At 71.9% G+C, this 24,697-nt stretch carries 23 protein-coding genes; 10 read left to right on the top strand and 13 right to left on the bottom strand.

Going from position 1 to position 24,697, the window contains the following annotated elements; translation table 11 throughout:
- Nucleotides 1-3: 3 nt before the first annotated feature.
- The gene (gene ctaC, locus WH85_RS25745; protein ID WP_083449258.1) at nt 4-849 is read right to left on the bottom strand and encodes an aa3-type cytochrome oxidase subunit II; all 846 of its coding nucleotides are present in this window, start codon (nt 847-849) and stop codon (nt 4-6) included.
- A 246-nt stretch (nt 850-1,095) separates the two neighbouring features.
- Between ctaC and WH85_RS25740 the strand changes: the two genes are divergently transcribed.
- Nucleotides 1,096-2,241, top strand: a complete 1,146-nt coding sequence (locus tag WH85_RS25740; RefSeq protein ID WP_045744578.1) for a cysteine desulfurase family protein — start codon at nt 1,096-1,098, stop codon at nt 2,239-2,241.
- Nucleotides 2,238-2,447, top strand: coding sequence for a sulfurtransferase TusA family protein (locus WH85_RS25735; RefSeq protein WP_045744577.1), 210 nt, complete (start codon nt 2,238-2,240; stop codon nt 2,445-2,447). The genes WH85_RS25740 and WH85_RS25735 overlap by 4 nt, the downstream gene beginning before the upstream one ends.
- Here the strand turns inward: WH85_RS25735 and WH85_RS25730 are convergent.
- The 4 genes from WH85_RS25730 to WH85_RS25715 form a co-directional block, all read right to left on the bottom strand.
- On the bottom strand, nt 2,440-2,940 hold the full coding sequence (locus WH85_RS25730) for a P-loop nucleotide/nucleoside kinase family protein (protein WP_045744576.1): 501 nt from the start codon (nt 2,938-2,940) through the stop codon (nt 2,440-2,442). The genes WH85_RS25735 and WH85_RS25730 overlap by 8 nt on opposite strands.
- 6 nt (nt 2,941-2,946) lie before the next feature.
- Nucleotides 2,947-3,927: a carbohydrate kinase family protein gene (locus WH85_RS25725; RefSeq protein WP_045744575.1), complete on the bottom strand. Its 981-nt coding sequence runs from the start codon at nt 3,925-3,927 to the stop codon at nt 2,947-2,949.
- Nucleotides 3,928-4,072: 145 nt separating this feature from the next.
- Nucleotides 4,073-4,444 carry an iron-sulfur cluster insertion protein ErpA gene (gene erpA / locus WH85_RS25720; RefSeq protein WP_045744574.1) on the bottom strand — a complete coding sequence of 124 codons (372 nt, stop codon included), beginning with the start codon at nt 4,442-4,444 and terminating at the stop codon, nt 4,073-4,075.
- A gap of 88 nt (nt 4,445-4,532) precedes the next feature.
- Complete coding sequence (locus tag WH85_RS25715) at nt 4,533-5,639, bottom strand: glycerate kinase family protein (protein ID WP_045744573.1); 1,107 nt, start codon at nt 5,637-5,639, stop codon at nt 4,533-4,535.
- Between the two features lie 68 nt (nt 5,640-5,707).
- On the opposite strand from WH85_RS25715, the gene nadA reads away from it, so the two are divergent.
- The 3 genes from nadA (at nt 5,708) to WH85_RS25700 (ending at nt 9,131) form a co-directional block, all read left to right on the top strand.
- A complete protein-coding gene (gene nadA / locus WH85_RS25710; RefSeq protein ID WP_045744572.1) occupies nt 5,708-6,877 on the top strand; it encodes a quinolinate synthase NadA in 1,170 nt (389 codons plus the stop codon).
- 168 nt (nt 6,878-7,045) lie between these two features.
- The gene (murA, locus tag WH85_RS25705) at nt 7,046-8,440 is read left to right on the top strand and encodes a UDP-N-acetylglucosamine 1-carboxyvinyltransferase (RefSeq protein WP_245674091.1); all 1,395 of its coding nucleotides are present in this window, start codon (nt 7,046-7,048) and stop codon (nt 8,438-8,440) included.
- A gap of 67 nt (nt 8,441-8,507) precedes the next feature.
- Nucleotides 8,508-9,131, top strand: a complete 624-nt coding sequence (locus WH85_RS25700) for a DUF3043 domain-containing protein (protein ID WP_045744616.1) — start codon at nt 8,508-8,510, stop codon at nt 9,129-9,131.
- 996 nt (nt 9,132-10,127) lie between these two features.
- Here the strand turns inward: WH85_RS25700 and WH85_RS25695 are convergent.
- Nucleotides 10,128-10,436: an AzlD domain-containing protein gene (locus tag WH85_RS25695; protein ID WP_045744570.1), complete on the bottom strand. Its 309-nt coding sequence runs from the start codon at nt 10,434-10,436 to the stop codon at nt 10,128-10,130.
- Nucleotides 10,436-11,338, bottom strand: coding sequence for an AzlC family ABC transporter permease (locus WH85_RS25690; protein ID WP_245674089.1), 903 nt, complete (start codon nt 11,336-11,338; stop codon nt 10,436-10,438). Before WH85_RS25690 ends, WH85_RS25695 begins: the two co-directional genes overlap by 1 nt.
- Before the next feature lie 65 nt (nt 11,339-11,403).
- On the opposite strand from WH85_RS25690, the gene WH85_RS25685 reads away from it, so the two are divergent.
- Nucleotides 11,404-11,961 carry a helix-turn-helix domain-containing protein gene (locus WH85_RS25685; protein ID WP_045744569.1) on the top strand — a complete coding sequence of 186 codons (558 nt, stop codon included), beginning with the start codon at nt 11,404-11,406 and terminating at the stop codon, nt 11,959-11,961.
- On the opposite strand, the gene WH85_RS25680 is transcribed toward WH85_RS25685, so the two are convergent.
- The 4 genes from WH85_RS25680 to WH85_RS50695 form a co-directional block, all read right to left on the bottom strand.
- Complete coding sequence (locus WH85_RS25680; RefSeq protein ID WP_045744568.1) at nt 11,945-12,913, bottom strand: ABC transporter ATP-binding protein; 969 nt, start codon at nt 12,911-12,913, stop codon at nt 11,945-11,947. The genes WH85_RS25685 and WH85_RS25680 overlap by 17 nt on opposite strands.
- Nucleotides 12,910-13,710, bottom strand: a complete 801-nt coding sequence (locus WH85_RS25675; RefSeq protein WP_045744567.1) for an ABC transporter permease — start codon at nt 13,708-13,710, stop codon at nt 12,910-12,912. Before WH85_RS25675 ends, WH85_RS25680 begins: the two co-directional genes overlap by 4 nt.
- Nucleotides 13,703-14,542, bottom strand: a complete 840-nt coding sequence (locus WH85_RS25670; RefSeq protein WP_157411214.1) for an ABC transporter permease — start codon at nt 14,540-14,542, stop codon at nt 13,703-13,705. Before WH85_RS25670 ends, WH85_RS25675 begins: the two co-directional genes overlap by 8 nt.
- Before the next feature lie 299 nt (nt 14,543-14,841).
- Nucleotides 14,842-14,991 carry a hypothetical protein gene (locus WH85_RS50695; protein WP_157411213.1) on the bottom strand — a complete coding sequence of 50 codons (150 nt, stop codon included), beginning with the start codon at nt 14,989-14,991 and terminating at the stop codon, nt 14,842-14,844.
- Nucleotides 14,992-15,448: 457 nt separating this feature from the next.
- Between WH85_RS50695 and WH85_RS47395 the strand changes: the two genes are divergently transcribed.
- Together WH85_RS47395 and WH85_RS25660 are read left to right on the top strand one after the other, a co-directional pair.
- Nucleotides 15,449-19,909: a WG repeat-containing protein gene (locus tag WH85_RS47395; RefSeq protein WP_157411212.1), complete on the top strand. Its 4,461-nt coding sequence runs from the start codon at nt 15,449-15,451 to the stop codon at nt 19,907-19,909.
- A gap of 20 nt (nt 19,910-19,929) precedes the next feature.
- Nucleotides 19,930-20,928, top strand: a complete 999-nt coding sequence (locus tag WH85_RS25660; RefSeq protein WP_045744565.1) for an aldo/keto reductase family protein — start codon at nt 19,930-19,932, stop codon at nt 20,926-20,928.
- On the opposite strand, the gene WH85_RS25655 is transcribed toward WH85_RS25660, so the two are convergent.
- Entirely contained in the window at nt 20,929-21,750 is an 822-nt protein-coding gene (locus WH85_RS25655) for a site-2 protease family protein (RefSeq protein ID WP_045744564.1), read from the bottom strand.
- Between the two features lies 1 nt (nt 21,751).
- Entirely contained in the window at nt 21,752-21,949 is a 198-nt protein-coding gene (locus WH85_RS25650) for a hypothetical protein (RefSeq protein WP_045744563.1), read from the bottom strand.
- Nucleotides 21,950-22,031: 82 nt separating this feature from the next.
- Between WH85_RS25650 and WH85_RS25645 the strand changes: the two genes are divergently transcribed.
- Complete coding sequence (locus tag WH85_RS25645; RefSeq protein ID WP_083449257.1) at nt 22,032-23,921, top strand: bifunctional adenosylcobinamide kinase/adenosylcobinamide-phosphate guanylyltransferase; 1,890 nt, start codon at nt 22,032-22,034, stop codon at nt 23,919-23,921.
- Nucleotides 23,914-24,669 (top strand): adenosylcobinamide-GDP ribazoletransferase, encoded by a 756-nt coding sequence (locus tag WH85_RS25640; protein WP_045744562.1) that lies wholly within the window; start codon nt 23,914-23,916, stop codon nt 24,667-24,669. The genes WH85_RS25645 and WH85_RS25640 overlap by 8 nt, the downstream gene beginning before the upstream one ends.
- Nucleotides 24,670-24,697 lie beyond the last annotated feature (28 nt).

The following is a 24,697-nucleotide window of genomic DNA, read 5'->3' as shown; positions in this document are numbered from 1 at the left end:
GTCCTACTTCCCTGCGGCTACGTTCTCGGACTGGTTCCAGGAGTGCGCCTGGCGACGGGTGTTGAAGGGCGACGTGGTGGTCGCGTAGGGCTCCTCGCCGATGGCGGTGAGCGCCTCCTGCGTGGTCTTGCCGTCCTTCTTGGCGTCCAGGAACGTGTCGAACTCCTGCGGCGTGACCGTGACCAGCTCGAAGTTCATGAAGGCGTGGTAGGTGCCGCAGAGCTCCGCGCACCGGCCGACGTAGCGGCCCTCCTTGTCGAGGGTCACCTCGAAGACGTTCCGCACGCTGCCCGGGAAGACGTCCCGCTTGAACAGCATCTCCGGGACCCAGAAGGAGTGGATGACGTCCTTGCTGGTCTCCTCGAAGCGGATCTTCTGACCGACCGGCAGCACCAGGATCGGGATGACGTCCGACGAGCCGACGGTCGACGCGACCGTGTTCGCCTCCTCGCCCATGCCGTCGCGGTAGTTGAACTGCCAGTTCCACTTGAAGGCCACGACCTCGACGACCTGGTCGGGGTTCTTCGACAGCTTGTCCACGTTGGTCTGCACGATCGCGGTGTAGTAGAAGAGCACCGAGACGATCAGGACCGGCGTGACCGTGTAGAGGATCTCCATCGGCATGTTGAACCGGGTCTGCACGGGCAGCTCTTCGCCACGCTTGCGATACCGGATGACACACCAGAAGATCAAGCCCCACACGCCGAAACCGACGACGAGAGCGGCGATCACCGATGCGATCCAGAGGTCGTACATTTCGTGCGCCTGCAGGGTGATGCCGTTGCTCGGCCAACCGAAATGGCCGAACGCACTACCCCAGTCCTCTATCGAGCAGCCCGAGAGCAGCATCAACAGCGTCGCACCGCCGAGACCCAGCCCGGCCGCCCGGCCAACTGCCCGCGGCCGTGTGGCCGAACTCCTTGCGCCCACCTGCTTCTGCCTCCTTAGCAGCGCCGCCCTGCCGAGAATCGGACACCTGGCGGCAAGGCTCACCGACGGTCGCACACTACTCGACCAGGCCCGGACGGCCCGCCACCGGGGGCCGTGCGGACCGGAAAAATCAAGTCCAGACAACCGGACGATACCGTTCCCTGTGTGGATTACACAGGCGATCCGGCCGGGGCGGCGGTGTACCTCGACGCCGCCACCGCTGCGCCGCTGCATCCGGTGGCCCGGGAGGCGATGCTCGCGTCTCTGGCCGACGGATGGGCGGACCCCACACGTCTCTACGCGGCCGGGCGGCGGGCCCAGCAGCTGCACGAGGCGGCCACCGCGGTGGTCGCGCAGATCCTGAGGGTACGCCCGGACGAGGTCTCCTTCTGGCCGTCCGGCACGGCCGCCGCGCAGGCGGCCGTCCTGGGCGGACTGGCCGGACGGCGGCGTTCGGGCAGCTCACTGGTGCATTCGGCGATCGAGCACTCGGCTGTCCTGCACGCCGCGCGCACGGTTGAGGCGCATGAGGTGGGTGTGGACCGGACCGGCCGTCTCGACCTGGACGCCTGGGAACGGGCGGTGTCCGCGTCCGGTGTGGCCCTGGCTTCGCTGATCAGTGCCAGTCACGAGGTCGGCTCCGTGCAACCGGTCGCCGCGGCGGCGGCATACTGTGCGGAGTCCGGGGTACCCCTGTTCGTGGACGCCGCCCAGTCGGTGGGCCGTGTCCCGGTCCCGGACGGCTGGTCGCTGCTGAGCGCGAGCGCGCACAAGTGGGGCGGCCCGCCGGGTGTCGGGGTGCTGGTGGTGCGCAAGGGTGTGCGCTGGGTCTCGCCGCAGCCACAGGATGATCTTTATCGCCCCCGGCCGGCGGGGGCCCCGAATCTGCCGTCGATCGTGGCGGCCGCCGCGTCCCTGCGCGCCGTGACCGATTCCGGCCAGTCGGAGAACGCCCGGCTGAGTGCGCTGGTGGACCGGATCCGCGACCGGGTGGCGGCGACCGTCCCGGACGTGGAGATCGTCGGGGATCCGGTGGACCGGCTGCCGCACCTGGTGACCTTCAGCTGCCTCTACGTGGACGGTGAGGCGCTGCTGCACGCCCTGGACCGGCACGGCTTCGCGGTCTCGTCCGGCTCGTCGTGCACGTCCTCGACGCTGCGGCCGAGTCACGTGCTGGAGGCGATGGGGGTGCTCAGCCACGGCAACGTGCGGGTGTCGCTGCACTCCGGGGTCACCGGCGCCGACGTGGACCGGTTCCTGGCCGTGCTGCCCGGCCTGGTCGCCGGGATCCGGGCCGAGGTGGGCATGTGATCACGCTGGACTGTCTCGGCCAGAAGTGCCCGCTGCCGGTGATCCGGCTGGCCCGGGCGATCCCGGGGGTGCCGGTCGGCGAGATGGTCCGGGTCCTCGCCGACGACCCGGCCGCGGCCAACGACATCCCCGCCTGGTGCCGCATGAAGGGCCAGGAGTTCGTCGCCGGCGACGGCCGGGCCTTCGACGTGCGCCGGATCAGCTGAGGTACGCGACGATCTGCGGGACCGGTTCCTTCGCCAGGAACGTGTCGACGACCAGGCGCGGGCCCGGATAGGGCTCGTACTCCGCCTGGCGCTCCAGCACCCGCACCCAGTCCGGCACCCCGTCGTGGTCGCGGACCGCGAACCGGGCCTCGACCCGGCGGCGGTGCTCGGCGTCGTCGCCGCAGACCACCTCGACCACGCGCAGCGGCACCTTGAGCCGCTCGGCCAGCTCGGCCCACACCTCACGGGCCGCCTTGACCGGGTTCACCGCGTCGATGATCACGCTGTGACCGATCTTGAGTTGTTCCTCGGCCAGCGCGGCCACCACCGCGTAGGCGGCGTGGCCCGGACGGGTCTCCTGCACCCCGTGCCGTTGCAGCGTGAAGTCGACCGTGTCGACGGCCAGCACCACCGCGGGCAGCTCAGCGCCGACCGCGGCGGCCAGGGTGCTCTTGCCGACTCCGGGGAGCCCGGCGAAGACCGCGAGGACCATCGCCGGTCAGACCGCGGGGAGGAACGGGGTGATCTCGGCGACGGCCGCCTCGCCGTACGCCACACCGAAACGCTTCAGGAAGTCGGTGATCCTGACGTCGTACTCCTGGGTGCCGACCGTCTCCAGCACCAGGGCGGCGACCAGCGAGCCGACCTGGGCGGCCCGCTCCAGACCGAGGCCCCAGGAGACGGCCGAGAAGAAACCGGCCCGGAACCCGTCGCCGACGCCGGTCGGGTCGGTGGCGGTGACGTCCGGCACCACCGGCACGTGGATCCGCTCGATCCCCCGGCCGGTGATCTCCACGCCGTCCTTGCCGAGCGTGGTGACCCGGATCTTGACCTCGTCCAGGACCTGCTCGGAGGTCAGGCCGGCCTTGGTCTCCAGCAGGGACCGCTCGTACTCGTTGGTGAGCAGGTAGTCGGCGCCGCGGATCAGGCGGATCACGTCCGAGCCGTCCATCCGGGCGAGCTGCTGCGACGGGTCGGCGGCGAACGCGAACCCGCGGGTGCGGCACTCCTCGGAGTGCCGGATCATCGCGGCCGGGTCGTTCGCGCCGATCAGCACCAGGTCGATGCCGCCGGAGCGCTCGACCACGGGGGCCAGCTCGATGTTGCGGGCCTCGGACATCGCGCCGGCGTAGAACGAGGCGATCTGGTTGAGGTCCTCGTCGGTGGTGCAGACGAACCGGGCGGTGTGCGCCACGTCGCTGATGTGCACCGAGTCGCAGTCCACCCCGTGCCGCTCGAGCCAGGAACGGTAGTCGGCGAAGTCGACGCCGACGGCGCCCACCAGGATCGGCCGCAGACCCAGCTTGCCCATCCCGAAGGCGATGTTCGGGGCGACCCCGCCGCGGCGTACCACCAGGTCGTCGACCAGGAAGGAGAGCGAGACCTTGTGCAGCTGGTCGGCGATGAGCTGGTCGGCGAACCTGCCGGGGAAGTGCATCAGGTGATCGGTGGCGATCGAGCCGGTGACGGCGATCTTCATGTCGGCCCTCAGGGGATCGGGAACAGGGGGCGTTACGAGATGAGACTACCGGCCCGTAAACCGGAACAGGCCGTCCCGTTAACGGGACGGCCTGTTCTTCGGTCACGGCCCGGTTCTCACCGGGCTGCTTTCACTGGGCTGCGGCTCAGTGGAACGAGTCACCACAGGCGCAGGAGTTCTGCGCGTTCGGGTTGTCGATCGTGAAGCCCTGAGCGTCGATGCGGTCCGCGAAGTCGATGGTGGCGCCCGCCAGGTACGGCGCGCTCATCCGGTCGACGACGACCTCGACACCGTCGAAGTCGCTCACGACGTCCCCGTCGAGCGAACGCTCGTCGAAGAAGAGCTGGTAGCGCAGCCCGGAGCAGCCACCCGGCTGCACGGCGATGCGCAGGCGCAGGTCGTCGCGCCCTTCCTGCTCGATCAGGGCCTTGACCTTCACCGCGGCGACGTCGGTCAGGAGGACGCCGGTCGGGGCGGCGGTCGCCTCGGTCGACTCGGTGTGCGCTTCAGTGGTCACTAGGTATCTCCCTGCCAAGTGCGGACATGTGCCGTACTGGCCAACGCTAACCCCATCCCCCCTGATTCCCAATCCGGGGGAACACAGATCACCGCCGCCACTGACCTGCCAGGCGTGCGGAGAGTTCACGCAGGCCACGTGCGGGCTCGGCGAGCGCGGTCTCGGTGGAGCCGAAGTGCTCGACGAGGGTATGGGTTTCGGTCACACCGGCCGCCGCCGCTTCCCGCGCACCGGTCTCGTTGCGCCCCGCCAGCACCACGCACGGCAGGCCCCGGTCGCGGGCGCCGGCGGCGATCCCGGCGACCACCTTCCCGCGCAGCGACTGGTGGTCGAAGGAGCCCTCACCGGTGATCACCAGATCGGCGGCGTCCAACTCCGCGTCCAGGCCGATCAGCGTGGTGACCAGGGCGATCCCGGAGGTGACCCGGCCACCGAGGGCGATCAGGGCGGCCCCGATGCCACCCGCCGCACCGCCGCCGGGAGCCGCCGCGAGACCTTCGAGATCAAAGGCCTTCTCGAGTACGCCGGAGAAGTGCTCGAGGGCGGCGTCGAGGCGCAGCACGTCCTCCCGCGAGGCGCCCTTCTGCGGTCCGAACACGCTGCTCGCGCCGTGCAGGCCCACCAGCGGGTTGTCCACGTCCGTGGCGGCGACCAGGCGGGCCTGCCGCAACTGGGGGATCCCCGACAGGGCGGCCGCGGTGATCAGCGGGCCGCCGCCGTAGGGCAGCGCGTACCCGGCCACGTCGACGGGGGCGGCGCCGAGCGCGGCCAGCATCCCGGCGCCCGCGTCGTTGGTCGCCGAACCGCCCAGTCCGACCACGATCTCGGCGGCGCCGGTCTCCACCGCGGCGGCGATCAGCAGGCCGAGGCCGTACGAGGTCGTCACCCGGGGGTCACGTTCCTCCGGCGTGAGCAGGTGCAGACCGCAGGCCTGGGCGCTCTCCACGTAGGCGGTGTGCCCCACGTGCAGGATCTCGCCCCGGGCCGGGCGGCCCAGCGGGTCGACGGTGGCGACCGGGATGCGCCGGCCGTTCAGGGCGGCGGCGAGGACCTCGACGAAACCGGGGCCGCCGTCGGCGAGCGGCCGCTGCACGAGGACGTCGCCGTCGGTGGACCAGCCCTCGGCGACGGCCTGGGCGACGGCGGGGGCGGAGAGGGTGCCGGCGAACTTGTCCGGACAGATCAGTACGCGCACCCCGCGAGTGTGTCAGCCCACCCTCCGGGGCGCAGCTACCGTCTCATCCCCTGTGCAACGATGACGACGTGACGTCGATCTGGACCGAACCTGACAACACCCCCGTGGCCCTCCTGCTGCTCGGACGTGGCACCGACCCGGCGAGCGAGCGTGGCGTGGACTGCCCCGGTGATCTTCCCGCACCGAGTGACCCCGGTCTCGTCGAGCGCGCCAAGGCGGCGAAGGAGGCCCTGGGCGACCGGGTCTTCGTGCTCGGCCACCACTACCAGCGTGACGAGGTCATCCAGTTCGCCGATGTCACCGGCGACTCGTTCAAGCTCGCCCAGCAGGCGGCGGCCCGCCCGGACGCGGAGTTCATCGTCTTCTGCGGTGTGCACTTCATGGCCGAGAGCGCGGACATCCTGACCACTCCCGAGCAGAAGGTGATCCTGCCGGACCTGGCGGCCGGCTGCTCGATGGCCGACATGGCCGTTCTGGGTCAGGTGGAGACGGCCTGGGAACACTTCCAGGATCTGGGCATCACCGACCAGATCGTCCCGGTCACGTACATGAACTCCTCCGCCGACATCAAGGGCTTCGTCGGCCGCAACTCCGGCGTGGTCTGCACCTCCTCCAACGCCAAGCGCGCGCTGGACTGGTCGTTCGAGCAGGGCTCCAAGGTCTTCTTCCTGCCCGACCAGCACCTGGGTCGCAACACCGCGGTCCTGGAGATGGGCTTCGAGCTGGACGACTGTGTCCTCTACGACCCGCACAAGCCGCACGGTGGCCTGACCGACCAGCAGCTCCGGGACGCCAAGATGATCCTCTGGCGCGGGCACTGCTCGGTGCACGGCCGGTTCACCCTGGACAGCGTCCGGGAGGTCCGCGAGCGGGTGCCCGGCGTCAACGTCCTGGTGCACCCGGAGTGCCGCCACGACGTGGTCCGGGCGGCCGACTACGTGGGCTCGACCGAATACATCATCAAGGCCCTCGACGCCGCCCCGGCCGGTTCGGCATGGGCCGTCGGCACCGAGCTCAATCTCGTACGCCGGATGGCCCTGGCCCACCCCGACAAAGAGATCATGTTCCTCGACCGGGCGGTCTGTTACTGCTCCACCATGAACCGGATCGACTTGCCGCACCTGGTGTGGGCGCTCGAGGAACTGGTGGCCGGACGGGTGCCGAACCAGATCACCGTCGACCCCACCACCGCGCACGAAGCACGCGTGGCTCTGGACCAGATGCTCGCACTGCCGTAACTGTCGGTAGTCGCTTGAATCCACCTTTGCGGTGGCCCCGGGGAAGCTGCGCAGTCCGCGGCATTCGGCGGCGTTTCGCACGCCGCTTCGACTGGCGCATTTGTCACTCAGCGCTATGCTTCCCCGGTTGCAGGAACGGGTACCCCCGCTCGAGTTCCTGCCCCCTCGATCACCGGGCGCCCGAACGCCCGCCGGCTGGAGGTTACGTTGACCGACGATGTCCTGATCGTGCACGGCGGTACGCCGCTGCAAGGACAGATCCGGGTCCGTGGCGCCAAGAATCTCGTCTCCAAGGCGATGGTGGCCGCCCTGCTGGGTGAGTCGCCGAGCCGCCTCTTCGACGTGCCGCGGATCCGCGACGTCGAGGTCGTGCGTGGCCTGCTGGAACTCCACGGCGTCAAGGTCAGCGACGGCGTGGAGGCCGGCGAGCTGGTCATGGACCCCACGAATGTGGAGAGCGCCAGCACCGACGAGATCAACGTCCACGCGGGGTCCAGTCGGATCCCGATCCTGCTCTGTGGGCCCCTGCTTCACCGCCTGGGCCACGCTTTCATCCCTGACCTGGGCGGATGTCACATCGGGCCGCGCCCGATCGACTTCCACATCCAGGCGCTGCGCGAGTTCGGCGCCCACGTCGAGAAGACCCCGGAGGGCATGCACCTGAGTGCCCCCGACGGTCTGCGCGGCGCCAAGCTGGAACTGCCCTACCCGAGCGTCGGCGCCACCGAGCAGGTGCTGCTCACGGCGGTCCGTGCCGAGGGCGTCACCGAGCTGCGCAACGCGGCCATCGAGCCGGAGATCATGGACCTGATCTGCATCCTGCAGAAGATGGGCGCCATCATCACCGTGCACACCGACCGGGTCATCGAGATCCAGGGTGTGCCGCGGCTCTACGGCTACGAGCACAAGCCGATCCCGGACCGGATCGAGGCCGCCAGCTGGGCCGCCGCCGCGCTCGCCACCCGTGGCGAGATCGAGGTGGTCGGCGCCCGCCAGGCCGACATGATGACGTTCCTGAACGTCTTCCGGTCCATCGGCGGCGAACTGAAGATCACCGACGACCGGGTGGCCCGCGACGGCGTCTCCGGTGCCGAGGGCGGCATCAAGTTCTGGCACCCGGGCGGCGAGCTGAACGCCGTGGCGCTGGAGACCGACGTGCACCCCGGCTTCATGACCGACTGGCAGCAGCCCCTGGTGGTCGCGCTGACCCAGGCCCGCGGCCTGTCGATCATGCACGAGACGGTGTACGAGCAGCGGCTCGGCTACACCGAGGCGCTCAACTCGATGGGCGCGACGATCCAGACCTACCGGGACTGCCTCGGTGGCACCCCGTGCCGGTTCGGCCGCCGCAACTTCATGCACTCCGCGGTGATCGCCGGCCCGTCCAAGCTGCACGCGGCCGACCTGGTCATCCCGGACCTGCGGGCCGGCTTCGCACACCTGATCGCGGCGCTGGCCGCCGAGGGCACCTCGCGGGTGTACGGCGTCAACCTGATCGACCGGGGTTACGAGGACTTCGAGGCCAAGCTGGCCGCTTTGGGCGCTCACGTCGAGCGTCTCTGAGCTGCGCTTTAGTCACGATCAACGGCGCGGTGTGCTGCACACCGCGCCGTTTGGCTACGCTTCTGGCGTGTCCCCGTTGTTTCGCCGCAAGCCAGACGACCTCGTCGCCGACGCCACCTCCTCGGTAACGCAGGAGGATTCCGTCGCGTCCCGCCCCCGGGCCTACACCCCCAGCAAGAAAGAGCTGGGTGTGGCCACGCCGAAACGGGTGCCCCAGGGCCGCCGGATCCAGGATCCCGCGCCGTCCAACCGCAAAGAGGCCTACAAGCAACTGCGCGACCGGCAGCGTGCGGAGCGGGCCGAGGCCAACGAGGGCATGCGCAACGGCGACGAGCGCTACCTGCTCGCCCGCGACCGGGGGCCGGAGCGTTCCCTGGTCCGCGACATCGTCGACTCGCGCCGCACGGTCGGCTCGTGGTTCATCGGTGGCGCGGTGGTCGTGCTGATCGGCTCGTCGGTGCCCAACCCGACGGTGCAGTATGCGAGCACCGCCATCTGGGCCGTGATGGCCCTGGCCGTGGTGATCGACAGCGTCTTCATCGCGTTGCGCATCAAGAAGCTGGTCAAGGAGCGTTTCCCGCAGACCACGCAGCGGGTGGGCGGCCTGCAGTTCTACGGCGTGATGCGCGGGCTGACGTTCCGCCGGATGCGCATCCCCAAGCCGAAGGTCGACCTGGGCTCCACCATCTGACCTGCACTTCTCCCTGTGGTGACCGTGGCGTCCACAACGCCACCGGTCACCACAGCCGTTTCCACCCCACCCACACCTCCCCGCCCGCCCCACGCTGCCCCGCCCCGCACTACCCCGCACTACCCCGCGCGCCTCTCCACCCCACCTTGCACCTCCCCGCACTGCGCCGCGCCGCGTCCCGCCTCCCCGCGTAGCGCACGCCTCCCCTCGCCGCGTCTCGCCGCGATCTTGGTGCGCTGACCACCGCGGGCGGACGCTAACGCACCAAGATCAGCCGATCGCAGGGCAACCGATCACGGGCAGCCGTTCGCGGGGCGGCAGACCACAGGACGGCCGATCTTGGTGCGCTGACCACCGCGGGCGGGGGTTAACGCACCAAGATCGGCCAATCACGGGGCACCTAATCGCGGGCGGTCGTGCGCGCGACAGTCGATCGCAGGTCAGCAGATCGCAGGCAGCCGATCACGGGACGGCCAATCACGGAGAGCCGATCGCGGGACGGCAAACCACAGGACGGCCGATCTTGGTGCGCTGACCATCGCGGGCGGGGGCTAACGCACCAAGATCGGCCGTTCGGGGTAGCCGTTCGGGGGTGGCCGTTCGAGGGCGTCGGCTCAGCCCTTGGTCAGAGGTATCTCCCGTAGCCCCGGCGGACACGGGAAGCGCTGGCGAGGCGCTCGGCCCGGCAAGTCCGGCTAGCCCCGGACTTCGCACATGACCCCGTCTGACCTGCGCTGATTACTTGAAGTGCTGGATCTTGCATGCGGTCTGACCAGCGGCTATGCGGCATGTGCGAAAGACAGGGCTAGCGTTCAGCGCTGTAACGGCACGGGTAGGACAGCGGTGAGGGCCAGCCGGGCCGGGGCGGCTGCCGTAACGGCGTGGCCTGGATGTTGAGCCTCCGTTCAGGAGCGCCTTCCGTGACCCCGGCGGGCTCAGGATGCGCCGGCGAAGCCGTCCAGCCTCGGGTCACGGGTAGGACTACCGACGACGCGATTAGGGGAGGCCGGCTAGGCGGAGCAGGGCGGCTACCGCGGCGGCGGCCACCACGACGATGACGAACGGGGCCTTGCGCCAGGCGAGGAGCGCGCCGACCAGGACGCCGGCCGGACGGGCGAACCCGGCGAACTCGCTGCCGGCCATCAGTGCCGCGGTCCCGGCCAGGGCTGCCAGCAGCGCGGCGGCCGCCATCGGGAGCAGCCGCTGCACGGGTTCGGAGAGTTCCAGGCGGTCGCGCAGCAGTACACCGCTCAACCGGATCGTGTAGGTCCCGGCCGCCAGGACGAGGATCGCAACGAGCAGCATCAGGCCTCCCGGGCCGTCGGGCGGACAGTCTCGGCACCGTCCGAGCGGCGGGCCGGACCGACAGCACCGCAACCATCCGGCGAACCGTCCAGGGGGCGAGGCGGGCGGACAGTCTCGGCACCGTCCGGCAAGCCATCCGAATCACGGGGCGGGCGGGCGGCGCCGGGACCGTCCGAACCGCGGGGCGGAAGGGCGGCGTCGGCACCGTCCGAACCGCGGGGCGGAAGGGCGGCGCCGGGACCGTCCGAGCGGCGGGCCGGGCGGAGCAGGACGAGCAGGCCGAGCAGGGCGCACAGCACCGGCAGGCCGGCCGGCAGCACCGGGGTGAGCAGCACGGCCACCGTCCCACCGGTGAGCGCGACCAGGCGGGTGTCCCGGTCCCGCAGCGACGGCAGGATCAGGGCGATCAGCGCCGCCGGGAACGCCGCGTCCAGCCCGAGCGCGTCCGGGTCGCCGGTGGCGCCGCCGAGCAGCACGCCCAGGGCGGTACCGGTGTTCCAGCTGATGAAGAGCAGGATCCCGACGGTCCAGTAGATCCGGCGGCGGCGTACCGGATCGGGCTCGGCCAGGGCGAACGCGACTGCCTCGTCGGTCATCAGGTGGCTGCCGATCAGGCGGTCCCGCCATCGGGTGCCCAGGGTCTGCGCGACTGCCAGGCCGAACGGTAGGTGCCGCGCGTTGAGCAGGAGCCCGGCGAGCACCGCGGCCACCGGGTTGCCGGCGGCCAGCAGCCCGGCCGCCAGGAACTGGGCGCCGCCGGCGAAGACCAGCGTCGACATGGCGAACGGCGTCCAGGTCGGTAGCCCGTACGCAATCGTGATGGCGCCGAACGAGGCGCCGACCGCGACCATCGCCGCGGCCAGGGCGCCCAGATCGCGCAGCGTTCGATATAACGTACTCATGTTCGCCATGCTGAACGCAGGCAGCGGCGTTCGTCAAACCGAACAACTCGACCGATGGAGCGAACATGCACGATCCGGCGCCGCCACTCGCCGCGATAGCCGCCGCGCTACGCCGGGAGCGTGACCGCGCCGGAATCTCCCTGGCCGAACTGTCCCGGCGCGCCGGACTGGCCAAGTCGACGCTGTCCCAGCTCGAGTCGGGCACCGGCAACCCCAGCATCGAGACGCTGTGGGCGCTCGGCGTGGCCCTCGGCGTCCCGTTCAGCCGCCTCGTCGAACCGCCCGTGTCCCCGGTCCGGGTGGTCCGCGCCGGCGAGGGCACCCGGCTGCGGGCCGACCAGGCCGAATTCACCGCCGCACTGCTCGCCACCGGCGCCCCGCACACCCGGCGCGACATCTACGTGATGGAGCTGGAACCGGGCGAACCCCGCGAAGCCGCCGCCCACATCCCGGACAGCGTGGAACACATCGTGGTCGCCGCCGGGCGGATCCGCACCGGCCCGGTCGGCGAGACCGTCGAGCTGGGGGCGGGCGACTACGTGACGTTCCCCGGCGACGTGCCGCACCGCTACGAGGCTCTGGCCCCCGGCTCCTGGGCCGTCCTGATCATGGAGCATCGCTAGGGTCCGGGGTGGCGTAGAGCCGGGCCACCACGTCCTCGATGTCTGGTTCGAGCAGCGACAGATCACGCACCCCGACCGCGGCGACCAGCCCCGCCACCGCCGCGCCCGCGGTGGCCCCCTCCAGCGCGAACGTCACCCGGTGCCGGTCCGCCTCGGTGGCCGTGATTGCCGCGCCCGGCAGCGCGAAACCCTCCGGCAGCGGGTCCACCAGGTCGGCGACCAGGCTGCGGCGGGAACCGTACCGGGCATGCAACGCCTCGATCGTGCCGTCGTGCACCACCCGGCCGTGGTCGATCACCACCAGCCGGCGGCAGAGCCGCTCGATGTCGGCCAGGTCGTGCGTGGTCAGCACCAGCGTCACGTCACCACCGGCGCCCAACTCGGCGAGGAACGACCGGACCGCCTGCTTGCTCACCACGTCCAGGCCGATCGTCGGCTCGTCCAGGAACAGCACCTCGGGCCCGTGCAGCAGGGCCGCGGTCAGCTCACCGCGCATCCGCTGCCCCAGGGACAACTGCCGGACCGGGGTGTCCAGGAACTCGTCCAAGTCGAGCAGGGCACGGCAGCGCCGCAGGCGGGCCTCGTGCTCGGCGGCCGGCACCCGGTAGACATGCCGCAGCAGCGCGAACGACTCGCGCAGTGGCAGATCCCACCAGAGCTGCGAACGCTGTCCGAAAACGACACCGATGCGCAGGGCCAGCCGGGTGCGCTGCGGCACCGGGGCCAGGCCGCACACCGACACCTCGCCGCTGGACGGGGTCAACACCCCGGTCAGCATCTTGAGAGTGGTCGACTTGCCGGCCCCGTTCGGTCCGATGTAGCCGACCATCTCACCCCGCTCGATGCCGAGCGTGATACCGCCGACCGCGGACACCGTCCGTTTGTGCCTCCGCAGCCGGCCCGCTTTCACCCGTACGGTGAAATCCTTGCGCAGATCGCGCATCACAATCATGACCCGGTGCTCCGGTAGTGTCGGATGCCGGCACGCCAGACGACCGCGGCGAGGACCGCCGCGACCCCGGCGACCAGCGGAGACAGGAAACCGGACCAGGGCGGCAGGCCCAGCGGATCGGTCCGGCCGAGAAGCGCCAGCGCCGGCTGATAAGCGACGAAGGCGAAACCGAGGGCGTACGCGAAAAGCCCCCGGAACGTGTCACCGAAAACAGTGATCGGATAGGCCGTGAAGTCCCGCCCGCCATAGGTGAACGCGCTGCCGATCTCCCCCGAGTCCACCCACCAGAACGCCAGGCTCGCACTCGACACGAAGATCGAGGAGAAGAAGACCGCCGCCGCGATCGGGGCGAGCACCACCAGCAGCACCCGGGCCGGCGTCCACGCCACGTCGTTGATCACCACGGCGCCGCCCAGCAGGGTGAACCCGAGCACCACCCGCAGCGCCTTGCGGAGCGGGATGTCCATCAACAGCAGCTGAGGCAGCGCCGCCAGCGGCCGGACCAGCACCGCGTCCAGCGTGCCGGCCCGCACATACGTCTTCAACCGGTCGACGTTGCCCACCGAGAAGTCCGCGAGCGCGAACCCGGCCGAGCTCAGCCCGACGATCAGCACCGCCTCACGCAGACTGAAACCCCCCACCGTCGGCGTGGCCCGGAACAGCACCAGCACCGCCAGCGCGTCGAACACCGTGCCACCCATGTTGGCGAGCATCTCGGTCACGAACGACCATCGGTACGTCGCCGCCGACCGGGCCTGCGCGCCGGCCAATGCCGCGTACGCCCGCAGCTCACCCACCCTGCACCACCAGACGGCGCTCGGCCCGCCGCTGCACCCACGCCGCCAGCCCGAGCGTGACCACCGCCCACACCACCTGCAGCGCGACCAGCCCGGCCTGCAACGCCGGACCGTCCCGCTCGCTGATCACGTCGAGCGGGGTCTGCAGCAGGCTGGGCAGCGGCGTCGCCACCCAGAGCGCCACCGTGAACTCCTCCGGCAGCAGGCGCAGCGGGAAGTAGAGCCCGCCCAACACCCCGGAACACAGCGTCCAGAACGTGATCGGGCCCCGCGCGTCCTGCAACCAGTAAGCGGTCGCGTTGACCAGATAACGACACCCGAAGCAGATGGTGACGGCCAGCACGGCGGAGATCGCGAACAGCGGCACCGTCTGCCAGCGGACCGGAGTGTGCAACGGAAAGAAGATCGCCCCGGCGACCAGCGGCGGACCGAACCGGGTGAGCATGGCGTACAGCGCCCGGCCCAGGTCAGCGGCGAGATATGCCACCAAGGGCGACACCGGACGTAACAGGTCGGCCGCGATGTCACCGCTGCGGATCCGGTCGGCGAGCTCGGTCCACCCCCAGATCCCGATCACACTGAGCAACCCCTGCCCCACCCAGACGTATGTCGCCAGCTGCCGCGCGTCGTATCCGCCCGGTTGACCACCCGCGGTGGACGCCGCCACGGCGAGCAACACGTAACAGCGCAGGAAGCCGAACACCGTGTTGGTGAACGTTCCGGCTATGGTGGCTTGCCGGTAGGTCGCGTACCGCCGGAAACCCGACCCGATCAGTGCACCGAAAGTAGTGGTTGAGCCGCGGAACGGCCCGATTCGAGAGATCGTCGGCACGCTGGCGCCTCCGGGGACCACGCCGCTAATCTCCTTTCGAAACCCCTGCAGTGGAGCCGGGCGACTCTACCCGGGTCCCCGGCCGACCGCGGCATGATTTTTGGACAAGGTGGAGTTCGCCGTGACGGAGCGTTGCCAACTGCCGCTGGGCGCCCGATGAACGGTTGGAGCTCACGGCCCGGCGCCGAGTGGGAGGACGAGCCCGCCTGGGTGTATGAGATCACCTGGGAATGGGAGCCGCTCCCCGGTCAGCGCTACCCGGGTGACCCGGGCCGCCGCAAAGCCGTGCACACGCCCGTCTACGAGGCCTCCCGGGGCAGCACGGACCCGGTCAGTTCGTCGCCGGTCAGCGCCTCCCCCGTCAGTTCGTTCCCGGTCAGCGCCTCCCCGGTGAGCGCCGCACCGGTCAGCTCCGCACCCGGTGACGGCCGCGGCCGCGGGCGTGCCACGGTGGGTGGCGCTCCGGTGCCCACGCCGTCCTGGCCGGAGGGCGCTCAGCCGCCCCGCGACGAGCCGTCCTGGAACCGTCCGGCCGCCGCGATGGACCAGCAGCGCCGCCCGGTCTACGGCCGTCCGGCACCTGACGAGTCCCAGCAGCACACCCCCCGTCCGGGTGAGAATCGTCCGGTTCCGGGCCGTCCGCCGGCGTCCGCGCCGGTCTCCCCGGGCCGTTCCGGCCGTCCGCCACAGCCTGGTGATCAGGCTTGGGCGCGCGGTCCGATGCAGCCTCCTCAGGGGTACGCGAACCGCCCGGTCTCGTCCCAGGCGGCCCAGGGCCGGCCGGGTCCGCAGGGTCCGCAAGGCCCCCAGAGTCCGCAGGGTCCCCAGGGTCCCCAGGGACCGCAAGGTGCTCAGGGGCCGCGGGGTCCGCAGCAGGGGCGCTCGCAGTACGGGCCGCCCGGACCCATGCCGCCGCAGGGCCCGACCGCCTACGGTCAGCCCTCGCAGGGGCAGCCGTCCCACGGTCAGCCGGGACAGCCTGGTCCGGCTGGTCAGCAGGCTTACGGCCAGGCCGGTCAGCAGCCCTACGGTCAGCCGGGTCCGGCCGGCCAGGGTTATGCCACGGAGCAGAGCTACCCCGGTGAGCAGGGCTTCCGCCAGGCTCAGGGGCAGCCGCTCCCCCGCCGCGACTCGGGCCGTCCGGCCGGCACTCCGACGTCACCCGCGGGCACCAGCGGCCCCGGCGCATACGGCGGCCCCGCCGATGCCGGTGGCCAGGGCGGCGTCAGCGGCCCCGGCGGCTACGGCAGTGCCCGTCCGGCGCCCGCCGATGCTTTCCCCGCCTACGCGGATGAGCGCCGTCCCGTCGACGAGCGCCGCCCCTACCGTGCTCCGGAGCAGCCCTTCGACCTGCGCCCGGCGCCCCAGGACCGGAACTCTCCGGCCCCGTCGCGCCCGGCCCCGCAGCCGACCCGGGTCACTCCGCAGTCGCAGACGGCACCCACCGCCTACACCCCTGGCCAGCTTCCGCCCGGTCAGGTGCCACCCGGTCACATGCCGTCCGGTCAGGTGCCGCCTGGGCAGCTTCCGCCCGGCTTCACCCCGTCCGCCGCGACCACACCGGTGTCGGGCGTGGCCGGCCCGCAGCAGACCTCCGGCATGCCCGGCCCCCACCCGGTCTCCGGTGCCCCCACCGCTCGCCCGGTGTCCGGCGTCGCCGGCGTTCGCCCCGTCTCCGGCGTGGCCGGTGTCCAGCCGGTCTCCGGCGTGGCCGGTGTCCAGCCGGTCTCCGGCGTGGCCGGTGTCCAGCCGGTCTCCGGCGTGGCAGGCGTCCACCCGGTATCCGGCGTCCCCGGTGTCCAACCGGTCTCCGGCGTAGCGGGCGTCCACCCGGTATCCGGCACCGCTGGTGTCCACCCGGTCTCCGGCACCGCCGGGCCGCAGCAGGTCTCGGGCTTCGCGGGATCGCAGCCGGTCTCCGGGACACCCGGGGTCTACCCGGCGTCGGGAATGCCCGGTCAGCCCGTCCAGGGCTTCGCCGGGGGCCAGTCGGCTCCGGGCGTGCCCGTGCGTCCGGCTACCGGCGCACCCGGCGCGCAGCCGGTCTCCGGCACGCAGCCGGTCTCCAGCGCGCAGCCGGTCTCCGGCCCGGCGGGCGTGGGCGAAGGCACTCGGGCGATCGACCCGAACCGCACCGCACCGCAGAAGCCCGTGGCACCCCGCCACGACCGCCCCGCGGACCTCGGCGGTGGCCTCCCGCAGCGCCCACGCCACGCAGGAGACCCAAGCGGCGAACTGCCACAGCGGCCACGCGCGGAAGACCTCAGCGGCAATGTCGTGTCGCGGGGCGGCCAACCGGTGGAGCCCCGGGCGTTCCCGGTGCCACCCGCCTTCGCACCCGCCGCGAATCCGAACCGTCCGGACGAAGCCGTCCCGCCGGTCACCCCCGTCCCGCCGGTCACCCCCGCTCCGCCGGCCGCCCCTGACTCGGCGGCCGCTCCGCAGTCGGCCGCCTCTCCGGTGTCCGCCCCGGCTGTCCCGGGCACCCCGGAGCCGTTCGCCATGCCCGAACCCGAGGCTTCCGGCTCCGGCGGCCTGGGTTGGCTGCTCTCCCAGAGCGGGCTCGGCGCCACCACCGCCGTGTCCGATACTGATCCGGCCGACCCGGAAACCCCGGCCGCCGAGCCGGTGGACCCGGCGAGTCGTCCGCTGGGCTGGTTCCGGCCGGCCGCCGACGATGACGCCGACCCCACCGACGGGGACACCACCTTCCCGGAGACTGCCGACCTCCCGGAGACTGCCGACGCCGACGCCGTCAGCGCGGAGCCCATCACCGCGGACATGGCCCAGGCGGATACCGGTGCCGGCGACACAGACGCCGACGGCACGGGAACAGCCGTCTCGGACATCCTCGGTGCGGGCTTCGTCCACTCGGATACCGTCAGCGCGTCGGATACCGCCGGCGCCCCGGATACAGCCGACGTGGAGGAGACTTCGCGGGCACTGTTCGAGGAGACCACGGACAACCCGCACGGCTCGGCATTCGATGAGGCGAGCGTCGGCAGTCCGGAACCTGCCGGGCCGCAGCTGACCGAGCCGGAGCTGACCGGGCCGGACCAGGTCGAGCTGGAGCAGGTCGAGCTGGACCTGGTCGAGCCTGAGCTGCCGACTCCTGCTGAGCACGAGACACATGCCGAGCGGGAGACCTACACCGAGTCGGTGGGCCCTGCCGACCCGGTAACCCTCTCGGAACCGGCGACTCCCGCTGAGCCGGAAAGGCTTGCGGAGCCGGAGCCGGAGCCGGAGCCGGAGCCGGAGCCGGAGGCGCTTGCTGAGCCGCTGCCTCGGATCGAGTTGAGACTTCCGCTCGTGCCGGTCAGCGCTCTGCCTGCCGACGGCACGGACGTGAACCCCGCCGCCGAGCCGGAGGAGACTCCGGGACCGGTGGAGGAGCCTTCCGGGCTGGAGATCGTCTACTCGCTCTCCGATGCTGCGGAAGCGGTCGACGAGATCCCGGTCGGCACGCAGGAGGACACCCTTCTCGCCGCCGAGCACGCAACCGAGGACGAGGACCGAGGCTTCTCGGTCGTTACCACCCGGCATGACCTGGTCGCGCCGGTCAGTGGACTGCCGCAGCACGCCCCGGAGCCTGCCGAGTCCCGGCATTCCCTGGTGGAGGACGTCCGGCCTGAACCGATGGTTCAGGAGCTGCCGGTTCGGCCGGTCAGCGCGCCCCGGCACGCCAGCCCCGAGGCCGAGGAGGCTGACGACGAGATCATCGTCGCCGACTTCGGACTGTCGGCGCCGGTCAGTGCCCTGCCCGCGCCCACTGTGCCCGAGACCACCGTGCCCGAGACCACAGAACCTGGGGACACGGAACCGGAGACCTCAGCGGCGGAATCGGACGTGGAGCCGGAATCTGCCTCCGAGGACGACACCCCCGCGGAAACCCCGGAACAGGCGACCCCGGACCGGGATTCGGCGGGCCCGGAGAGCCAGGACGATGCGGGGAGCCGGGACACCGCGGGTGATGGCGGTACGGGTGCTCCGGACGTACCCCCGAAGAAGCGTGAGCTGCCCACCGGGCCGGTGCGGCAGCGGCGTGATCAGCGGGCCGGCGGCGACCGCAGGCGGGCCGACCCGGAGGAGATCCTCGCGTCGTATCCGTGGACGTTCGATCCGCAGACGCTGCGGGAGCAGGTCGAGGACACCGACCGGCTGTGGGATCTCGTCGACCGGATCACCGACCGGCTGGAGTTCGCCGAGCGGGACAACGTGCGGGCCGGGCTGCTCAGCCTGCGGGCCGTCGTGTCCCGGGTGCTCGGTGAACTCGACGATGCGCTCGCGGACGGCCGGGAGGCGCTGCGGCACGCCGAGGCCAGCGGTGAGCTGCGGCCGGTGGCCATCGCTCAGGCGCGGCTGGCGCACGTCCTGCAGTGGCGGGGCGAGTTCGACGAGGCGGACCGGCTCTTCGCGCAGGCCGACGCCGACGAGTTGCCGGCCCGGGTGCGGGCCGAGATCCGGGAGCTGGCCGGGCGGTCGGCGTTCGAGCAGGGGCGCTTCCTGGAGGCGGTGAACCACTTCGAGCGTGCCATGAACCTGCGCCCGAGTGACGACCCGGAGCTGGTGGAACGGATCGAGCTGGCGCTCGACGTGATCGCGCGGCGGACCGCGGACGGCGGTTGGGGCCCGTATCCGCGGACCCGGGACGAGCTGCTCGGCCTGCCCGCGGCGCCGATGTTGCTGCCCGACGAGGGCACCGGTCTCTGGGGGTACGCCGCCGCGGTGGAACCGCAGTACACCCAGGCCCAGATGTTCGCCGAGGGTGTGGCCTGGGTGCGCCGCCCGGATTCGCCCGCCTGGGAGCTGATCGACACAGCCGGCGAGACGGTGATCCCGGCGTCCGCGGGTTACCTGGCGGTGGGCCGGTTCGCGGAGGGCATGGCGTGGGTCAGCCGGCAGGACGAGGGCGGCTGGTTCGCCATCGACCGGCAGAACCGGACGGTCGTGCCGGGCGACTTCGAGGATGCGCTGCCGTTCCGTCGTGGGATGGCGCTGATCCGGCAGGGCGGGCTGTGGGGGGCGATCGACCGGCACGCCCGGATCGCGCTGCCGCCGCAGTACCAGGGTTTCGCCACCGAGCTGTACGTCGGCGGGGAGCTGGACGGGTTCAGCGACGAGGGCCTGGCCGTGATCGACGCGGGTGGGCGGTACGGGATCCTGACCCGGACCGGTGAGGTCGTCGTGCCGCCGGCACATGCGGCGATCGTGCTCCACCCGTCGGCGTTCCTCATCGCCGACCCGGCGGGGGCGTGGGGTGCGCTGGACCGGCGGGGTGAGCCGCTCGTCGACGTCGTGCACCGGGAACGGGCCGACGCGGTCGCCGAGGTGGAACGTCTGCGGCCGGATCCCCGCCCGGTTCTCTGACCAGCGGCTAGGTTCGGGTGATGGAACACCGTCACCTGGGCCGGTCCGGTCTGCTGGTCAGTGAGCTCGCGTACGGGAACTGGATCACCCATGCCGGCCAGGTCGAGGAGGACGCGGCTCTCGCCTGTGTGCGGGCCGCCCTGGACGTCGGCATCACCACGTTCGACACCGCCGACGTGTACGCCGGGACCCGCGCCGAGGAGGTGCTGGGCCGGGCGTTGAAGGGTGAGCGGCGGGCCGGTCTGACGATCGCCACGAAGGTGTTCTGGCGGACCGGTTCCGGGCCGAACGACAGCGGGCTGTCCCGCAAGCACATCCTGGAGTCGATCGACGGCTCGTTGCGGCGGCTGGGCACCGACTACGTGGATCTGTACCAGGCGCACCGGTTCGACCGGCACACGCCGCTGGAGGAGACCATGGAGGCGTTCGCCGATGTGGTCCGGCAGGGCAAGGCCCTCTACATCGGCGTCTCGGAGTGGCGGGCCGAGGAGATCCGGGCGGCCGCGCCGCTCGCCGCGGCACTGCACGTGCGCCTGGTGTCGAACCAGCCGCAGTACTCCCTGCTGTGGCGGGTGATCGAGGACGAGGTGATTCCGGCGTCCCGGGCTGCCGGTCTGGGGCAGATCGTCTGGTCGCCGCTGGCGCAGGGGGTGCTGACCGGCAAGTACCGGGCCGGGGAGAAGCCGCCGGCCGGGTCGCGGGCCACCGACGAGAAGGCCGGGGCGGGGTTCATCTCCCGGTGGATGCACGATGATGTGCTGGAGGCGGTGGCGAGGCTGCGCCCGCTGGCCGAGGAGGCCGGTCTGAGCACCGGGCAGCTGGCGCTGGCCTGGGTGCTGCAGAACCCGGACGTCTCGGCGGCGATCATCGGCGCTTCCCGGCCGGAGCAGGTCCGGGACAATGCCGAAGCCTGCGGGGTACGCCTGGAGGCCACGTTGCTGGCGGCGATCGACGAGGTCGTGGACCCGGTGGTGGTCCGTGACCCGTCGCTCACCGCCAGCCCGGAGCGGCGTCCGTGATCAGCTCCAGAAGCGCATCAGCTCGAAGCCGTACGCGTACAGCCAGGAGGGCACCCCGATCAGGTCGGCCAGCCAGTTGACCAGGTCGAAGAAGTAGGTGCCCAGGTCGGACTGCCAGAGCAGCAGGAACAGCACGAGGAAGCCCCACGGGGCCGCCAGGTTCCACGCCCGTTGGTAGGCCGGGCTGAACCACGGCGACACGATGCCGCCGCCGTCCAGTCCGGGGACCGGCAGCAGGTTGAGGATGCTGGCGGTGATCTGCAGGAAGGCGAGCAGGGCCAGGGCCGCCCAGAACGGCAGGTGTTCCGGGGAGTCCGTGGTGTACCGGCCGTCGGTGTCCTGGCTGAGCGCCGGGGACAGTTCGAGCAGGAACGGCACGGCCAGCACCAGCGCGAGGACCACGTTGGTGAGCGGACCGGACGCGCTGATCAGCGAGTCCTTGACCTTGCTGCGGATGTAGCGGTGGTCGACCCAGACGGCGCCGCCGGGCAGGCCGATGCCGCCGAGGATCACCACGACCACCGGAAGCACGATGGACAGCAGCGGATGGGTGTATTTCAGCGGGTTGAGCCGCAGGTATCCGCGGTCGGCCACGGTCAGGTCGCCGGAGAAGTAACCGGTGACAGCGTGGGCGTACTCGTGCAGGCAGAGCGAGATGATCCAGCCCGAGATCACGAAGAGGAAGACGTCGAGCCCGACGTTGCCGAACCGGGTCCACGTCATGACGCCGGTCACCACGAAGACGGCGACGATGCCGACGAAGACCGGGCTGGGGATGAACGCGTTCCGCGGTGTGCGTGTGTAGACCGGTTCGTACGTCATGTCAGTCCGCCGGGGCCAGACTCATCTGATAGTCGACCCGGTCGTCCTCGACCAGCACGACGACGCTCACCCCGGCGGCGTGCAGCTGCCGCCATTCCTGACCGATCCAGGACTCCGCATCCGCCTGGTTGCTGAACGTCTCGGCCTGGACCTCGACCGGTTTTCCGTCGACGTCCTCGAACCGCCAACTCCACGGCATTGAGCCGCCCCCTCACGTCGTCCGTCGGTGGGCTTCCACCCTACGGCTTCCGCGTGCGCGGACCGGCTCTAAGGTACGGGGCATGTCCGAAGATCGGTGGAACACGGTCCTGGTGCTCGGCGGAATCCGCTCCGGCAAATCCGCGTTCGCCGAGTCCCTGGTGTCCGGCGCGCCGTCGGTGCGCTATGTGGCCACCGCGGCCGGCGGCGAGGACGATCCGGAATGGCTGGCACGCATCGAGGCGCATCAGCGGCGCCGCCCGCAGTCCTGGTCGACTGAGGAGACCGGGGCCGACCCGGTCCGGCTCACCGAGATGCTGCTCGCGGCGGAGCCGGGTGAGACGCTTCTCGTCGACGATCTGGGCGGCTGGGTGGCCGCGCTGCTCGACCCGTCCCGGCAGCCCAACGACGACGTGGCCGACGTGGCCGCGCTGGCCTCGGCCGTGCGCGCCTGTCCGGCCCGGGTGGTGCTGGTCAGCCCGGAGGTGGGGTTGTCGCTGGTGCCGGTCACGCCGGTCGGGCGGGCGTTCGCGGACGCGCTGGGCAGCACGAACCAGGCGCTGGCGGAGGCCTGTGACGGTGTGGTCCTGGTGGTGGCCGGCCGGCCGGTGTGGCTGAAGGCCCTGCCGTCGACTCCGGAACCCGTGCGGCCGGAGGCCGCGGGACCGGAGGCCGCGGAACCACCGGTGGAAGAGCCGGCGCCGATGCGGACGGCTCCGGCCGCCGCGGTGTCCGCCGCTGTCGTCACCCCCGCACCCCCACCGCCGCCGGTGATCACCCCCGTGGTCGTCGCGCCGCCGCTCGACGACGAGGCGACGATGGCGATCCCCGCCATCCCGGCCTCGAACCTCGCCGCGGCGCTCAGCGGCGCCACCACCGCGCTGCCGCTCGTCTCCTCCGGGATGACCGAGATCGGTCCCGGGATGGACCTGCCGATGCCCGACAGCGACGCCGGACCGGACGCCCGGGACCGCCTGGCCACCGTCGACCTGCCCGGCGCCGGTCTGGGCGCGCTCGGCGAGGCCGTCGAGTTCGCCGCTTCCACGCAGGACACCGTCACGCCGCGGCCCTGGTCCGCGGTGCGCGTGGTGCTGATCTCCGGCCGGCACGGCGGCGGCGCCGCGGCCGGCACCGATCCGTTCGACGTGGAACGCCGGGTCACCGAGGTGGAGGCCGGTGACGGTCTGCTGGGCCGGCTCGCCGGTCAGAGCGGTGCGGACATCACCGTGGTACGCGTGGACGACGCGGGCGCGATGGAGGACGGTCCGGTCGCCGAGGCGGACGCGGTCGACGCCGCGTTGCGCCGGGGCTGGCAGATCGCCGACGCGGCCGCCGATGCCGGCCGGGACGCGCTCCTGGTCGCCGGGATCGGTGCCGGGGTCGAGGCGGTCGCCACCGCGGTGCTGGCCGCCACCACCGGCGCCGAGCCGGTCGCCATGCTGCCCCGGGTGCAGCAGCCGGGTGGCCGGTTCGACGACACCGCCTGGATCGCCCGCTGTGCGGCCGTCCGGGACGCCCTGCACCGGATCCGGCACGAGCCGCGCGGCGCCACCGACATCCTGCGGGAGCTGGGCGGCCCGGACCTGGCGGTCGCCACCGGCCTGCTGCTCGGCGCGGCCGCCCGCCGTCTGCCGGTGCTGCTGGACGGCCCGCTGGGCATCGCGGCCGGCCTGGTGGCCCGGGATCTGGCCAGCCAGACCCGGCACTGGTGCCTGCTGCCCGAGGAGGGCACGCTGGCGCTGGTCAAGCAGGGCGCGGACGTGCTCGGCCTGACCCCGGTGCTGCGGGTGGGCCTGGATCTGGGCGAGGGTGCGAACGCGCTGACCGTGCTGCCGGTGCTGCGGACCGCGGTCGGCCTGATCGCCGGCCGGCCGGTGCACCCGGCGCTGCTGGCCGAGCAGGGCGACGGCGCCCTGGAGCCCGCGGACGAGGACGAGGACGAGGACGAGGACGAGATCGAGCCGGGTGTTTGACGGTCTGCGTCTGGCGGTCACCACCCTGACCGTCTTCCCGCTGCGCGCGGGCCGGGTGGACCGGTCCGCGGCGGCGGTGGCGATGACCGCCGCACCGCTGGTGGGCGCGCTGCTCGGCCTGGTCCTGGCCGGCCTGCACGAGGGTCTGCGGGTGCTCGGCGCGCCGGCGATGGTCGCGGCCGGGGTGACGGTCGCGGCGGGGGTGCTGCTCACCCGGGGCCTGCACCTGGACGGGCTGGCCGACACGGTGGACGCGCTCGGCTCCTACCGGTCCGGCGACGCCGCCCTGGAGATCATGAAAAAGCCGGACATCGGACCGTTCGGGGTCGCGGCGGTCGCGCTGACCCTGCTGATCCAGGCGGGCGCGCTCACCGCGGCCGGTCCGTGGGCGATCGTGACGGCCTGGGCGGCCGGCCGGCTGGCGATCACCGTCGCCTGCCGCCGAGGAGTGCCCGCGGCCCGTCCGGAGGGCCTGGGCGCGCTGGTGGCCTCGACGGTGTCACCGGTGGCCCTGCTGGGGGCCGCGGCCTGCGTGACGACGCTGGCGACCGCCGCGGTGCCGGGCCGTCCGTGGCAGGGCCCGGCCGCCGTCGCCGCCGCCATGCTCGTCGTGGTCCTTCTGGTGCGCCATGGTGTACGGAGATTCGGCGGCGTCACCGGGGACGTGCTGGGGGCGGCCGCCGAGTGTGCGACCACGGTCGCCGTGGTCGCACTGACGCTCGGCGCACCGCCGGATCCGCTGTGGTGACCTCAGGCGTGTAGGCCGCCCCGGATCA

The sequence above is a fragment of the Actinoplanes rectilineatus genome, assembly GCF_000962825.1.
Taxonomy (GTDB): domain Bacteria; phylum Actinomycetota; class Actinomycetes; order Mycobacteriales; family Micromonosporaceae; genus Actinoplanes; species Actinoplanes rectilineatus.
Note: the sequence above shows the minus strand (reverse complement) of the source record. Positions and strands in the feature narration are given on the sequence as shown.